Raw genomic sequence first — 15,605 nt, forward strand, 5'->3', positions numbered from 1 at the left:
ACGAAGATTACGTTACCGTTCAAGTTGTTGCTTTTGAAGCGAGATAGACGAATTCGCCACAATCTAGTTAATTTTATCAAACTCATTGGACTATCGCTAGCGCATCTTTTATAATAATAAAGAAGATAGAAAGGGGTAAGAAAATCTTGGACATACTTATCACAATCGGTGTCGTTTTAGTAGTCATAATTGCATACATCGGTATTAATGCACTACGACTCAAAAAAGCTGTAACCAACTTAACACAAGAACAATTTATTGAAGGCTATCGTAAAGCACAGCTAATCGATGTTCGTGAACAAAAAGAATTTGATGCTGGTCACATTCTTGGAGCACGAAACGTTCCTTCCACAACACTACGTCAACGTTATAAAGAAATTCGCCCAGATTTACCAGTATATTTATACTGTCAAAATACAGGCCGTAGCTCACGTGCTGCACTATTTCTTAAAAAACGTGGGTACAACCAAATTTACCAACTTCAAGGCGGTTTCAAAACTTGGACAGGTAAAATAAAAACCAAAAAATATTAATATTTCCCTAAAAAAGTCGTCTCAAAGAACTAGGAGACGACTTCTTTTTATACAAAAAATTCAGAGTTTCTACTATATTATATCTATTGCAAAATTTTAAGTGTCTATTTATGGTGCTTGTTCATACTATGCCATCCGCTTCCTCGTCCCACCTTATTTGAACCTACTTTGAAGGTCTTCATCATTCTTCCCAGAAGCCTTTCAAATTTATTCATTTTCACATAATAGGAGAAATTTTGTATGTCCAAAAATACTAATTTTCGTTAGTATTTTTCATGTATGCACTGCATTCTTCTATTTTTCTGAAAATAATATAAATTTATAGTTGAATAATTGGAATAGCACTGCTAGGATATATAATATCTTAAAATAATATTAAGTATAAAAATTAATTAGCTATGAATGCTATGGATCAAACTATAGCAGGAGCAGTTCTGGAGAGAGCGCATTTGCGTCGCCGAAGGGTTCACTATCTCAGGCAAAAGGACAGAGGAGTAATAACAGCTTTTTTAAGCGATGCCACACAAAGATTAAGATGATTTGATGAAGCATCCGTGGTCAAATGGTATTTGTTATTCTGACGTTTTTCCGAGACTAGTGTCACAACTAGTCTCTTTTTATTTTTCCAGTCATCATTTTTTATGCATCTTTGGGGGGATTAACGTGGAACAGCAACAATTAAAACGTGAATTAAAAAATCGTCATGTGCAGCTTATTGCCATTGGTGGAACAATAGGAACCGGTTTATTTCTAGGCTCCGGGAAAGCCATTGCGTTAGCAGGGCCTTCCATCATTCTTGCCTATTTAATTGTCGGAACGGCACTCTTTTTTGTTATGCGTGCATTGGGCGAACTATTATTATCGAATTCAGGATATACATCATTTACGGATTTTGCCTCCGAATACATAGGACCATGGGCAGGATATGTAACAGGCTGGACATACTGGTTCTGTTGGATCATGACAGCGATGGCAGATATTATTGCTGTAGGTGTCTATACACAGTATTGGTTTAATATTCCCCAATGGGTTCCCGCTATCGGTTGTTTAGTATTATTGCTACTACTGAATTTATTGACGGTCAAACTATTTGGGGAGTTAGAATTTTGGTTTGCAATCATTAAAGTGATTACCATTGTGGCACTCATTATCCTTGGGCTTATTATGTTAGTGACAGGCTTTCAAACAAGCTCTGGAACAGTTTCAGTAGATAATCTTTGGGTTCACGGCGGCCTGTTTCCAAATGGCGTATATGGCTTTTTAATGGCCTTTCAGATGGTCGTTTTCGCTTTCGTCGGTGTGGAATTAGTAGGCGTATCAGCAGCCGAGACTGCAAACCCACAAAAAAACATTCCTTCGGCTATTAATAAAATACCGTTTCGAATTTTACTCTTTTATGTAGGGGCACTGTTTGTCATCCTATGTATCAACCCATGGTATGAAATGTCTGCCGCAAGCAGCCCATTTGTCCAAGTATTTACGTTAGCAGGTATTCCAATTGCTGCAGGTATTATTAATTTTGTCGTGCTTACTTCAGCCGCATCTGCTGGTAATAGTGGTTTATTTTCAACAAGTCGCATGCTCTTTAATCTTGGTAAAAATAAACAAGCATCACCTGCTTTTGCTAAGCTCAATAAAAATAGTGTTCCCAGTAACGCGCTAGTTATTTCCGCAATTGTTGTCTCTGTGGGGGCGCTGTTAAGTAAGCTAATGCCAGAGAATGCCTTTAGTATCGTTACGACTATTAGTGCGATTTGCTTCATATGGGTGTGGAGTATTATCATCATTTCTCACATTATCTATAAACGGAAAAATCGTGCCCTTCATGAGGCCTCAAGCTTTAAAGCACCGCTGACACCTTTTATCAACTATGTAGTGCTTGCGTTTTTTACTTTTCTATTAATTGTGATGTTTATTTCCGAGGCAACACGTACAGCTCTGCTACTAACACCTATTTGGTTTATTGCCTTATTTATTCTATATAAAATGAAAAAAAGATGACTTCAGACTAAGCTCTGAAGTCATCTTCTACTTTTTAAAAAATGGTCATATCCCATTCTGTCGCTAAATGTTTCAGTAATTGGACACCTGCGACACTATTCCCGATTGGATCGATGGCTGGTCCATAAATACCTATCCCGCAGCCAGCAGGAAAGGGTGAATCTAGTCCTGCATGGCCAGGCACAGCTGTAAGAATGGCACCGGAGACACCACTTTTAGCAGGAAGTCCAATAAATGCTGCAAATTTTCCTGAAGCATTGTACATACCGCATGTCACCATTAAAGCCTTTGCTAATTTCGCCACTTGTTTAGGAAATAATTTTTTCTTTAATAGCGGATGATAGCCATCATTGGCAATAACTAAACCAATCATCGCTAAATCGGATACATTGACTTCAATCGCACATTGCTTTAAGTAAACCTCAAGAGCCGCTTCTACTGGGCAGTCTAAGAAACCAGAATCCTTGAGGTAGTAGGCTAGTGCTCGATTACGGTTCGCTGTTTGCCACTCTGATTGAAACACTTCCTCATTAATACTTAAAGGTTTGCCTATGATTTGCTCTAAAAAATGCAGGATTTTGTCAATCTTCTCTTGTGGTGAATTTCCCATCATCATAGAGGAAACAGTAATCGCCCCAGCATTAATCATTGGATTAAAGGGCTTTCCTGGTTGATGACTTTCTAAACGAATAATGGAGTTGAATGTATCCCCTGTCGGCTCAACATCTACCCTTTCTAATACATATGGCAATCCTCTGTCCATACAGGCCAATATAAAGGTGATTACTTTAGAAACACTCTGAAGCGTAAATAGTTCAGTCGTATCCCCAGCTTTCATTTCGTGCCCTTCAGTTCCGATAATAGCTATAGCTAATTGATTCGGGTCTTTTTTAGCTAATGCAGGGATATAGTTAGCGCACTGTCCTTCTTTAGCAGCAGAGCGAAACTGTGTTACCCATTGTGCCACAAGCTGATCGTGACTAGGTTGTGTTGTCATTACTGTGGACTCCTTTCAAAATGTGCAAAAACAGAGTCTTCATAGTTCTCCTATGAAGACTCTATCCATATTTTTGCTATTCTTTTATAGCTTTGGAGGCATTGTCCCCTCCGGAATTAACGATTTATACGTCTCCCCATCAAGACGTTCTTGCCATTCCTTTTTAGCTTCTTCAATTAGTACTGGATTAGCCAATAACTCAATCGCTGTACACGCCATAATTTTAGCAGCTTGTAGCATACCTTTATGGGCGATTGGCGTGACACCTTGAGAAACAACTTGCCAAGTATGCAATGGTGTTCCTAATGCCATACATACTGTTGTACATTGAACAGTTGGCACATTCCAGCTGACATCTCCCACATCAGTAGAGCCACCCATAATAAATTCAGGGAGTATACGAGGAATATGATCAGCAATAACTTTTCCTTGTAATTGTTGTACATCACCTTTATGTAGACCGACCAATGATGAGGCTTGTACTTCAGGAGAAAACGTATGGAAAATAGCCTGAGCATACTGTTCATCTTCTATTGTATAGTCTGGCATGCCAATTTCAAGTATTTGTTGATACATGACATCATAAAGTGTCTTATTTGTTATTAAATTAGAAGCAGCACCTTCGAAATCAATTTCTAGGGAAGTGCCTGTCATAAGCGTTGCACCCTTCGCAATATTTTCAACGCGCTGATAGATTTCTTGCACTTGTTGCTTTTTAGGTGCTCGCACTAAGTAGGTAACTTCGGCATATGGTTGAACAACATTCGGAGATGAACCACCAGAGTTTGTAATAGCATAATGCACTCGTGCTTCTGGAATGATATGCTCTCGTAAGTAGTTTACCCCAACGTTCATAAGCTCAACAGCATCTAAAGCACTTCTTCCAAGATGAGGAGCAGCTGCTGCATGAGCACTTTTACCTGTAAACTTAAATGTAACGGCATAGTTTGCAAGAGAGCTACAAGTCATCACCGTTGAAAAAGTACCAGGATGCCAGGAAATGGCGATATCTACATCATCGAATAAGCCAGCTTTCGCCATATAAGCTTTACCAGATCCATTTTCTTCGGCAGGGCAACCGTAGAAACGGATGGTTGCAGATTGCTGATGTTGCTCTAAATAATCCTTTACTGCAACAGCTGCTGCAAATGCTCCTGTTCCTAACAAATTATGGCCACAGCCATGACCGCTTCCGCCATTCTCTAGAGGCTCATGATTGGTAACACCACCCTTTTGGCTCAAGCCTGGGAGTGCGTCGTATTCCCCTAAAAAGGCGATAACTGGCTTTCCTGAGCCAAATGTTCCGACCAGCGCCGTATCAAGACCAGCCACGCCAACCTCAGCTTGAAAACCCTCTTTTTCTAGTGCCTCTTTCATATATTGCATCGATTGTTTCTCTTGAAAATGAAGCTCCGGTACTGCCCAAATCGCATCGCTTAAGGCCACACTCGCTTCCTTCTTTGCCTCAATCAATGTAGAAATTTTCTCTTGAAATCTCATAATTGTCCCTCCAATTTGTTCTTTATGCTTTCAATAATGCTCCCTTTTGATCGTTTAGCGTCACAAGCGACACAATACAAATGAGTGCGAATCCAATCAGCATCCAAAAGGCTGCATCAAAGGAACCATTAAAGGCATCGACCATAAAACCAATAGCCATGGGCGTAACAAACCCCGCTAGCTGTCCGCCTGTATTCGCAATCCCCATCGCTGAGCCTGTTATAGACGAAGGCAATTTCTTTAAAACGATTACGGGTAGTAGCGTGATGACAAATGCGATAAAAATAGAAACAACTGTTTGATAGCCAATAAATAATGTCACCGTTTTCGCAGTAAACATTAAATACAGTAAAATACCGATCACTGCACAGGAAATGGAGCCTAACACCTTTTCCATTCCTTTTGGAAGCTTATCGATGATATAGCCACTACCATACACCCCAATAATTGTTGTAATGGCAGGAATCGTTTGTGCCCAACCAATGGACATTAAATCTAGTCCACGATTTTTTTGAAGATACGTTGGAATCCACGATACTAATCCCCAGTTCACCGCATAAATACAGAAATAAGCAATAATCAAATTCCACATCAGCGGTGTTTTCAATAGTTCTTTAAAGCTTACTTTGACTGTCGGACTACCTGTCTCAGCAGCATCTGCTGTTTCAGCTTTTGGTAGCTGAATGTATTTCCAATATAAATAAGCAATAATGGCTCCAATAGCCCCGATAATGATAAACATCATACGCCAGCCAATTGTTCCTAATAAATATGCGGCTAACAGCGGTACAATTAGCGAAACAATCCCACCAGAGGTAAGCATAATCGACATCGCTCTTCCTCTTTCTTCTTTCGGAAAAATCGTGGCAATAATTTTAGAGCTAGACGGCTGGAATCCACCCTCGCCAATGCCGAATAAGAAACGAATAACAATCATTGCTGTTAAAGACCAGGCAATAGCCGTTAGTCCCGTAAAAATAGACCACATGATGACTGCCATTAGTAAGATTCGTTTTGCGCCAAATTTATCAGCTAGCCAGCCTCCTGGTATTTGCATAATGGCATACCCTAAAAAGAAAGCGCTTAAAATGATACCCGTCGAAGATGCATCCAATTGCAAATCACCTGTAATTGAAACGACCGCGTAGTTCATAATATAGCGATCTAAGTTCCCTAAAGACCAGCCTAAAAATAATAGTGCAAGGATGACATTTCTAGATTTTTTCGTTACGTCATTTGTTGTCATTTATATCCCTCCCATGATCCCTTTTTATGGCAGTGATTGCATCACCGCTACGATTACTCTTTAAGATTCTTGCCCCCTTGTAAATCTAGTAAAATCAAAACCCCTTTTATATACCGACATTTTCGTTATATATTCGTATAATAATCAAAGTAGTCAAAAAATACAATATTTTTTTGAAAATTTCTAATAGATAATCGCATCCTTCACTATGAATGATTTCCTCAAAAAGCTCACAACTCATGAACTGACCTTTGTTTTCAATCCTAAAATTTGAGAAAAAAAAAATGCCCAAACCATGGGCTGGTTTGGAGCATCTTTTTAGTTTCTAGACAAGCTGATACATTTTTATTGGTCTACCACGCGTATGCTGTAACTCTTCACCACAAATTCTTGCTAAATCCACACTACATAAATCAGCAACAATACGCTGTGCGTTTCTTTCACTCATTTGAAGCTGTGTCGCTAAATCCTTTGTCGTAAAATGTTTCCAGCGCATTTTCTGCACAAGCGCATGGATTTTCATATACGTTTTAATACTAATATTACCCTTTTTTAGCTTTTCTAAAATATCAGGGTCTTCTGCTCGGTAAGAATAAGACAGTTCTTCTATATGTCCAACCGACTCAATAATCGTACCATCATCCTGAATCATCACAATATCGACGGCCTCATTTTCTTTGGTCTGTCTAAGCCCACGATGAGCATGTAGCTCCGCATTGAATACGGTTTGCGCAAAACCAATACCTGCTGTTACTTTGGCCTCCATTTCAATTGATAGTTGATACATTTTTTCCTGTAGAAATTTAATTTGCCCTTCAATGGCTCCCCTTGTACTAAAAATTGTATATTTTCCATTCCCTTCTTCAATGAGGGAACCGTCAATTTGTTCACAAAGTTGCAGTAGATGTTCCTTGGTACGTAGCTCTAAATATTGAATACGATACCCTTGCTTCATACGTTCCTTTAAGGAATCGAAGTCCTTGATTTCAAGCATCACAGCACCAATTTGGGTTTCTTTATAGTAGGATGTTTTGATTTTTTCGGTAAACAGCTGGACTGTATGGTAAATCTCTGTTTTTGTAGGAGATACCCAATAGGAAGGAACCCCTCGACCTTTCAGCTCCTCATCTACGGAAGGATAGCAAGTGATAGCAAAATCAATCTTTCCCTCCTGCCAAAGAGTATAGTGGAAATCAAACAACTCTTTTGGATCAATCGCTACATCAAATTCCTTTAAATACATGTTATTCACATTTTTTTGGATCTCCGCTAAACCCTCTGAAGCCATTTGTGAGGGAGAAGGGATAAGGTCGATACTAACATTTTCAATAAACTTCTTTTGTCGATAGGATTGCTCTAAAAATCCTCTGTAAATAGCCGCCTCCGAAAAAATGATATGTGCCAATTTATCGTGCGAAACTGTTGTTTGACACGCTATCTTATAAGGGATGTAGCCAGAAAACAGCCAGAAATCCACATCTTGGTTATATGTCTCCACAAGATGCTTTGTCTCTGTCGCAATAGAATAAATATACGGAATAAATTCCATATCCTGTTCAATCTCTCTGGCTAAAGCGATAATTCTATTGACGGATTTGACAGGACCCACAACACCTATTTTATACATCTATTGTTCCTACCTTCTTTGTGAAACTACAATGGTTATGTAAAAAATTTCTTTACTCTTCTGTTCATAGTATAGCGGACAACCAATTTACTAGACAAATAAAAAAATTTATAAAGAAAAACCCCGAATTTCTCGGGGCTTACCTCATTTCATATCCTGTGGATACATGTTTTTATAAAGTAATTCTAATTTTTTGGAAAGCTTCCCATAAGCTGATTGCCAGGCCTTACGAGCCGCCTCGTCGCCATCCTCTTTGTATAATGCATGGACATCGGCAACCTTCTTCAAATCAGTTTCGGCTTGCGTAAGCTTCGAATAGTTTTTGATGATCTTTTTATCACTAGCGCTCAATGCATCATATGCCGTACGAATTTCTTTTACTTTACCCTCTAGATCAACTATATACTCACCATTGACGAGGAGAGAATTGATTGATTCAATTAATGTCAAAGCATTTTCATTCGTTTGTTGTTGACCTTGTTGCTTTTCGCTAATTAATTTTTGGATATCTGAATGAATAAGGCTCACTTGCTTAGACGTAAGCTTTTCAAAAGCCTTGATAACAGTACTTGGGTTAGCGCTAAACGATTTATCATAGGTCTTCATAAAGGACTCTACTTTTTTCACATCTGCGATGGCCGCTTTTAAAATATCATAATTGGTAATTAGCTTTTTATCACTTGAGCTTAAGCTACTGTATTGCTTAGAAAGTGTATTAATTTTATCTATTGACACTAAATATTGATCATTGGCAACAATCATAGCTATTTCATCATTCAATTGCTTTATATTTGGTGCATTTTCATCAATAATTTGATTCTTTAACAATGCTTCGTATTGCTCTTTTGCTAAATGCTGTTGATTAGCAGGTAATTTAGCATACGCTTTTTGCACAGACTCTATTTTTTTAGCTTGTTTAGCTGCATCTGTTTCTTCTTTAGCGGCTTGAATTTTTTTATAGAAAGATTTGACACCTGTAATATCCTTCTGAGCACCTGTTAGTAAATAGTTATTGGTTACATATTTTCTTGCACCAGATGACAGCTTTTTATAGGACTGCGCCGCCGTATCAACAGCTTTTTCTAATTGATTGAATGTAAATTTAGTGACATCCGCAAATTTGGCGATATCAGCTTTCAATGCCTCTGCCGCAGCTTTATCAGCAGGTACTTTCCCATCCACTGAAACTTTTGGCGTATTTAGTAAAAACTCTTCAGCATTATAGACAAGCGATTGCTGTAAAGACGTCAGTTTATTATAAGCTTTTAATGTATTCGTATAGCTTGAATTCAATTTACTTTCAGTTACACCCGTTACGCCAGAAAGCTTTTGATAAGCATCCATATCTTTTATGACTTTTTCAGCCGTTTTTAAATCCTTTTGTAAAGTAATAAGACTGTCATATCCCTCTATTTGTGCTGCTGATGCTTTTGTTAAGCTCTTATATTCTTTTACCATACGAGCCACATTATTGACATGACTTTGCCAAGAACTAGCAGATGGGTTTATTGGATAAATATCATCCCCAATATAGCTATCTATATCATTGTTTAATGTGGCAATTTGACTTTCTTCCGCACTCTCTGCTGTCGCTAAAAGCTGTCCGTACTTGTCTGGCACCAATTTTAATTGCTTATACGTTAATTTTTCATAGTTGGAACGAATAGACTTGGCAACCGTGACCTGCTTGTTCGGCGTATTATTGGATGATAATTTATCAAATGATTTAATAAATTGCTCCACTTTTTTAATATCTGCTTTAGCCTCATTAAGAATCGTTAGGTTTTGAATAGCGCCACGATAATTTTGGGATAATTTGGCGATATCTGCCTCAATCGTATTCACGACACCTTGCAAGGAATCCTTATCAGAAGGGACATATTGGGCAATACCATTTGTGTAGGTTAATAAATTAACGATGGCCAGATTAAGTCTTCTGACTTCTTTAATTTCCTCAAGATCATTTGGCTCATTTAAAAGGTTCTTAATGCTCGTATATAAAGCATCATTGACATCTAAGCTACGCTGTAATAAATCGAACTTATCGTATGCCGCTTCAATCTCCTTAATGTAGGTAGGCAAATCTTTGTCGTTAATTCCACCCACCTTGTCCACTTTTTCATTTAACTTATTGATAAGGTCCACATCTGCAAGTGCTCGTTTGAGGACAGCATAATTCGACACATTCCCTTTAGCTGGCTCTGATAAAGCCTGATACTTACTTTCTAATGCCTTAATTTTTTCTTCGAAAGACTTTATATCAGTAACATTGTATTTGTTATCATTCACTAATAGATTCTTAATATCATTTGTTAATGTATCTGTTGGTTCTTTTGATATAGAAATCACTTCAGAACGTGGAGATTCCACAAAAGAAGTGCCTACCTGAGCTTTGACTTTAACAATAATATCTTTGATGCCCTTTTCTATCGCATCTTTCGGTATGGTATAGGTGCTACCTGAAGCTCCCTCAATAATAGTAAAGGAATTTTCACCCTCACCTAGCTGATAAAACCATTGATAACTATATGTAATTTGACCACTTGTTAATGTCGCTCCTGCCTTATCCGTAACAGTAATACCTGCTACTTTCACCGTTTCGCCAGGTGCAACAAAATCTGAAGTTGAAAAACCCTCTAACGTTGGCGTTGTAATAGCAAGATTCAACGCATTAATGGTTCTTGGTTCACTTTGATATTTTTTTCCCTCAGTTGTAGTGGCTTCCACAAAAATAGTTTTACCCGCTGCTTCTACTGGCACCTTTAGCGAAGCAGAAGTAGCTCCTGCAATCGGTTTATTCGTGGACGTTTTTGAACCGTCTTCACTAGCCACCTTTTCTAGATAATACCATTGGTAGGCATTAACTATAGCATTATTGGGTAATTGATGAACCGTTAATGTTTCATTGACAATATTCTGCCCCGTGACCGTCACCGTTTCCTCTGCACTTGCAACAGCCGGTACAATAAGCGCTACGGGTAGTGCTGCTGCTGTTAAAAATAATTTTTTATTCAAATTAGTTGACCTCCTCAATCCTTCTATTGAATTATATCGGCCACATCTCCCTGATTTCCTTTATTCAGGGGAAAGAATTCAAAAAAGTGTATATTCTCCTGTATTCTTATCTCTACAATAACAATATTTTGATATTAGTTTATACTCAAAAAACAAAAGCCTTCTAATCCACATTCATAAAAAAACATGAAGAGATTAAAAGGTGAAAATTGTATTGGATATATGCCTTCTGTTCATCTACTTATCCTCGAATCATATAAGTAGGGCGGTTCAGCGTACTATACGCATAAGGATACGGATGTTGAGTTTCACTTACGCATATACGAATCATCATCCCTTCTCCTACCTTACTGTTTAATGTGAATTTCCCATTAAAAGCCTGAACCCTCTCTTGCATACCTTGAATGCCCATTGATTCGGCCAGCATAATGTCATCTAAATTACACCCTACCCCATCATCACTATACAAAACTTCAAAGCCTTCTTCCGTGCTTAATAAATAGATGGTAACGGTATTGGCATAGGAATGTTTTAACGCATTGTTTAATAATTCTTGAAACAGTCGATAAATCATTAAATTTAAACGCTCATCCTCTAAGTAAAGTCGATCTATAGTATATAACAATACAAAATTAGCCCGTTTTTGAATTTTTTGAATCAGCTTCTCAAGTGCAGCATTTAAGCCCAATGTATCTAACAAAGGGGGCTTTAAATTTTCACAGTATCCTCGTAAATCATTCAGAGAGGTAATCATATGCTCGTGGATCTTCCTCAGTTTAATGGGTATATTTTCTGAATCCTTCATGTGCATCAGGACATCCATTTCTCTGGCAATATGAAGCTGCTCCTGTAATATCGTATCATGAAGCTCTTGGGCTAACTGATACTTCTCCTCCTCAAAACGGAGCCAAAGTAATTTATTGAGCCAGGGCAGCTGACGATTATCTGCCTCTTTCATATGCTTTAACTGATCTAAGAGGTCCTCGACCATTTTAGTATTTTCAATAAAGTTATTTAAATATAACAGCAACAATTCCAGCCATAGCAATTCCTCATCCTTCAGATAAATAGATTTATTATGATCCACCACAAGGATTCTTTTATAATTTGCATCTTGATGAATAAAGGCTATATAGAAATGATCTGTCTTTTTAATATCCCCTAAAACTAATCGCTCAAGTAAAACCTCATCAATTTGATGTTGATTGTATTCCTTGGATTTGTTCGTTAATGTAACTTGGTGTGTTTGAAAATCATACGTGAGAACATAAACGCTCTCCATCTCAAGCTGGAGCACAACTTCCTGGACAAACTTCTCCAATAAATCCTCGATCTTCACAACTCTGCCTATACTATCGACGGTCGTATATAAGCGATGGATATAGTCACCTTTCGTAGAAAACAAAATCTTTCGCTTACGATAATCAACCCGCTCCTTAATGTAAAACAACGCCATTAAGGAAAGAAACGTAAAAAAGAATAGCTCCGTCATACGTGTAATCGATAAATCCGTCAATAAATACAAACCACCCAAAAGCCAAATGGTAAAAGCAAATGAGAAATTAAAGTAATAGCGTATTCTCGATATAAAGTACTCCATATCAAATATACGTTCTGTAAGTTGTGTGAACAAGAAGCTTAAAGGAATGAGCATGAGAAATAAAGAACATATATCAGCTTCTAATAATTGTTTATGAAATAGTATTTCAGGTAGTGCATAAAGAAATAAAAACGGCAAAAATGGAATGATAATACTACTTAACAATATTTTTAACTGGGGCGTTTTATATTTGATGTATCCTAATATTATTATTCCTAGAATCACCAGCAATAAAAAGAAAAAAAGGCTTAAAATAATGAACGAATTTTCAAAATGAGTAGAGGGATACAGATTGCTAAAGACACTTAATACCACACCTGCAATGGGAATCGTATAAAACAAATTAATTTTTTTAGTAAACAACCATTTTAAATCCATAAACTCAAAATATATTTTTAAAAAGTGTAATAGTATAACTAAACAAAGTAGCATACTGCTTCGATTGATTATTATTCCTAAAAGATTTAACCTAGCAGATGCTCCACTACTAACATAAGCTAATGAAACCGTTAAGATAAAAAGAATCAATAAATTTAAGAGAATTGTATTTTTTTGTTTATAATACAAATATAAAGTGATAAATAACGTAAGAAGGAAATAACAAAAAGGAACTATTAAAACATAAAAAAATTGTTCAGGTATATCATATAACTTAATATTTAGGTTTATAACAGCCCCATTATCTTTCATTATTGTCAATTCTCTAGCGGCACGAATTACAGGTTCGTACTTTAAATCACGGAGACTATCAATCTGTTTTCCATCAACTTCTAAAATAATATCGCCTTTTTTTATTTTATGTTTTTCAGCCCATTCTTTATAATATGGCTCTATTAAAATCCATTGTCCATTCTCGTTTTGAACATCCATACTTAAAATAGGCTTGCTGTATGTAACATTTAGTAAATAAAGCCCAATTACCAAATATGTACTTACAGCAAGCCAAAACCATTTTTTATAATTAAAATTTAATACCAAATTGTACTTTCTAAACATACATCTTCATCAAACGAATCCAAAATTGCCTTTTGTTCCAGTTCTGTTACACCAACAAGAGAAGCTTTCTTTTCTTTTAACAATGTTACCAACGACGGATTTTGCTCTAAATATTGAACCATGTTAATCATAAAATCGCTCCATTTCATTAGTTTTTTATAGTTACTATTATTATCCAATAAAACCTCCACACAAAGGAATTATTAACCATATTTGTAACTATAAATTGATTATACCATCATTCACCTACAATTCAACATAATTTTCTAAAAAATACAATAATATAATAGAATATGTAATGAATTTGCTTAGTTCTCCATAGTTTGACATAGAAAAAGCTTGCTCCTAATGCTAGGAACAAGCTTCTTCATTTTATACTTTTTCAATCCGTATTAACCTTCTTGTAGCCACCTGTTTAATTGGGAAGAGACCAATATAGCATGCTGCGGATTCATATCGCCAACATCCACAACAAAAACCTGACAAGCTTCTTTCTCTAACGCCATTAAAAAGACCATTCCGCCACCATCATCCCCTATGGCAACATAGCCTTTTGCATATTCACTCACTTCCCAAGTCTCATTTCTTTCCATTATTTCCTCGGTACCATATATTAAAACACCATTCGTAAGTGCAAAACCATTGGCCTCTTTCAGAACATTTTTATATTCTTGTGGAAGATGAATAGCCATCGTCTGTTCTATTAGCAGAATATCATGCTCACTTGCTGGAGGATTGCCAGTAACAATATTATGTAAAGGAGACATTTTGTCACCTCCTCTTTGAAGATTCTTCAATTCTTTACCAAACAAAACTCATAAAAAGCTTCGATTAAATCATCAATCTCTTGTTTTTTTACAATTGCGTTCAACCAATCAGCTGGAATTCCCTCCATTTGATAGCACATACCCGCTAAAGCACCCGTTATTGCCGCTATAGTATCCGTATCTTCTCCTAAATTGACTGCCTTTAAAATAGCTTCTTTGAATGTAGCTGCATGACCAACACTCCATATGGCTGCCTCAAGTGAGTGGACAATATAACCACTTGAATAAATTTCGTCTTCAGAGATACGTAAAAAGTTCTCATCAAAGATTCTACTGTAGGCATTTAACTCTGTATGCAATTCACGCTGTAAATTATTTAGCAGCAAGTTATATACCTCATTTAATGCAAGCTCCAGTGAATTATTTCGATATAAACTTAATAATAACTCAATATAAATGATAGACCCTACTATTGAACGTGGATGACCATGCGTGATCATGGTATATTCCTGGACCAACGCTTTTCTTTTGTTAAAATCACCTTCATTCATCAATACAAACACTAAAGGTGCAATCCTCATCAGCGTTCCGTTGCCATTATCAAACTCGCCCGTTTTTCCACATTGCTCAGGCACAACTCCCTTTTTATAGCTTGACACAGCTTCAGCAGTCGTGATGCCAATATCAAACATTTCCCCAAAAGGTGTCAAATAGCCTTGCTCCATATATCGTACAAACTTATCCATTAAGCTTCCTGTATCGCCTTTTTCAATCATGTTTTCCACTAAACATAGCGTTAAAGAAGTATCATCTGACCATGTTCCCGGTGGTTGATTGTAAGTTCCATATCCTATCACATCTTCTACACGGAAAGTCCCCCGCTTCTTAAACTCGACAGGTACGCCCATCAAATCACCAACTATCCCACCATATAAAGTGGCAAACAATCGCTCTTTCATCTTTGCATCTACCATAGGATTACATGTCCCCCTTCTCTACCTAACATACTATAAAGTAGACTATAATTGCAGATGCGAATTTCCCCCATCTTCTGTCCTAACTTGATAGTAATGCCTCCGTTCTTGATATTTTTTCTTCAATTCTTCCCATTCTATGACTATCGTAACTAAATCTACTCGGCTTGCTTCATTGCCTATTAACCCTATAAAGAAAAGAGTAGCAATATAATCCGTAGGGATTAATGCCACTCCTTAGATGTTTGAATCCTATTGAGGTGTTTAAAACATATAACGTTTTATTGCTGAAATACACAACATTGTAAGAATCTTAATTATGACCTAGAATGAAATAGTTAACAATTAT

Annotated in this window: 11 protein-coding genes and 1 riboswitch; of the genes, 2 read left to right on the forward strand and 9 right to left on the reverse strand. The window is 37.0% G+C overall.

The features are described 5' to 3' along the window. Nucleotides 1-146 precede the first annotated feature (146 nt). On the forward strand, nucleotides 147-533 hold the full coding sequence (locus tag ACE1MS_RS14365; protein WP_031417387.1) for a rhodanese-like domain-containing protein: 387 nt from the start codon (nucleotides 147-149) through the stop codon (nucleotides 531-533). Between the two features lie 424 nt (nucleotides 534-957). Beyond that, nucleotides 958-1,033, forward strand: a riboswitch (glycine riboswitch). A gap of 163 nt (nucleotides 1,034-1,196) precedes the next feature. Continuing rightward, nucleotides 1,197-2,534 (forward strand): amino acid permease, encoded by a 1,338-nt coding sequence (locus ACE1MS_RS14370; RefSeq protein ID WP_031417385.1) that lies wholly within the window; start codon nucleotides 1,197-1,199, stop codon nucleotides 2,532-2,534. 34 nt (nucleotides 2,535-2,568) lie between these two features. Here ACE1MS_RS14370 and ACE1MS_RS14375 read toward each other — a convergent pair whose 3' ends face one another. From ACE1MS_RS14375 to ACE1MS_RS14415, 9 genes are all read right to left on the reverse strand, one after another. Next, nucleotides 2,569-3,531 (reverse strand): glutaminase, encoded by a 963-nt coding sequence (locus ACE1MS_RS14375; RefSeq protein ID WP_036162080.1) that lies wholly within the window; start codon nucleotides 3,529-3,531, stop codon nucleotides 2,569-2,571. Nucleotides 3,532-3,615: 84 nt separating this feature from the next. Further along, entirely contained in the window at nucleotides 3,616-5,031 is a 1,416-nt protein-coding gene (locus tag ACE1MS_RS14380) for a M20 family metallopeptidase (RefSeq protein ID WP_031417383.1), read from the reverse strand. Nucleotides 5,032-5,053: 22 nt separating this feature from the next. Next, nucleotides 5,054-6,277, reverse strand: a complete 1,224-nt coding sequence (locus ACE1MS_RS14385; protein ID WP_012295109.1) for an MFS transporter — start codon at nucleotides 6,275-6,277, stop codon at nucleotides 5,054-5,056. 325 nt (nucleotides 6,278-6,602) lie between these two features. Further along, nucleotides 6,603-7,904: a hypothetical protein gene (locus ACE1MS_RS14390; RefSeq protein ID WP_012295110.1), complete on the reverse strand. Its 1,302-nt coding sequence runs from the start codon at nucleotides 7,902-7,904 to the stop codon at nucleotides 6,603-6,605. Between the two features lie 144 nt (nucleotides 7,905-8,048). Further along, nucleotides 8,049-10,919 carry a hypothetical protein gene (locus ACE1MS_RS14395; RefSeq protein WP_012295111.1) on the reverse strand — a complete coding sequence of 957 codons (2,871 nt, stop codon included), beginning with the start codon at nucleotides 10,917-10,919 and terminating at the stop codon, nucleotides 8,049-8,051. Between the two features lie 241 nt (nucleotides 10,920-11,160). Continuing rightward, the gene (locus ACE1MS_RS14400) at nucleotides 11,161-13,497 is read right to left on the reverse strand and encodes an ATP-binding protein (protein WP_099805276.1); all 2,337 of its coding nucleotides are present in this window, start codon (nucleotides 13,495-13,497) and stop codon (nucleotides 11,161-11,163) included. Continuing rightward, a complete protein-coding gene (comX, locus tag ACE1MS_RS14405; RefSeq protein ID WP_031417376.1) occupies nucleotides 13,488-13,646 on the reverse strand; it encodes a competence pheromone ComX in 159 nt (52 codons plus the stop codon). The genes ACE1MS_RS14400 and comX overlap by 10 nt, the downstream gene beginning before the upstream one ends. Before the next feature lie 261 nt (nucleotides 13,647-13,907). Next, a complete protein-coding gene (locus ACE1MS_RS14410) occupies nucleotides 13,908-14,282 on the reverse strand; it encodes an SMI1/KNR4 family protein (RefSeq protein ID WP_012295114.1) in 375 nt (124 codons plus the stop codon). A 26-nt stretch (nucleotides 14,283-14,308) separates the two neighbouring features. Beyond that, on the reverse strand, nucleotides 14,309-15,256 hold the full coding sequence (locus tag ACE1MS_RS14415) for an ADP-ribosylglycohydrolase family protein (protein WP_036216815.1): 948 nt from the start codon (nucleotides 15,254-15,256) through the stop codon (nucleotides 14,309-14,311). Between the last annotated feature and the right edge of the window lie 349 nt (nucleotides 15,257-15,605).

Source organism: Lysinibacillus sp. fkY74-1, assembly GCF_053165895.1.

What these genes read in the sequence shown, in the direction of transcription:
- ACE1MS_RS14375 (WP_036162080.1), bottom strand. Translation starts at nt 3,531, where the DNA reads ATGACAACACAACCTAGTCACGATCAGCTTGTGGCACAATGGGTAACA.
- ACE1MS_RS14380 (WP_031417383.1), bottom strand. Translation starts at nt 5,031, where the DNA reads ATGAGATTTCAAGAGAAAATTTCTACATTGATTGAGGCAAAGAAGGAA.
- ACE1MS_RS14385 (WP_012295109.1), bottom strand. Translation starts at nt 6,277, where the DNA reads ATGACAACAAATGACGTAACGAAAAAATCTAGAAATGTCATCCTTGCA.
- ACE1MS_RS14390 (WP_012295110.1), bottom strand. Translation starts at nt 7,904, where the DNA reads ATGTATAAAATAGGTGTTGTGGGTCCTGTCAAATCCGTCAATAGAATT.
- comX (WP_031417376.1), bottom strand. Translation starts at nt 13,646, where the DNA reads ATGATTAACATGGTTCAATATTTAGAGCAAAATCCGTCGTTGGTAACA.
- ACE1MS_RS14410 (WP_012295114.1), bottom strand. Translation starts at nt 14,282, where the DNA reads ATGTCTCCTTTACATAATATTGTTACTGGCAATCCTCCAGCAAGTGAG.
- ACE1MS_RS14415 (WP_036216815.1), bottom strand. Translation starts at nt 15,256, where the DNA reads ATGGTAGATGCAAAGATGAAAGAGCGATTGTTTGCCACTTTATATGGT.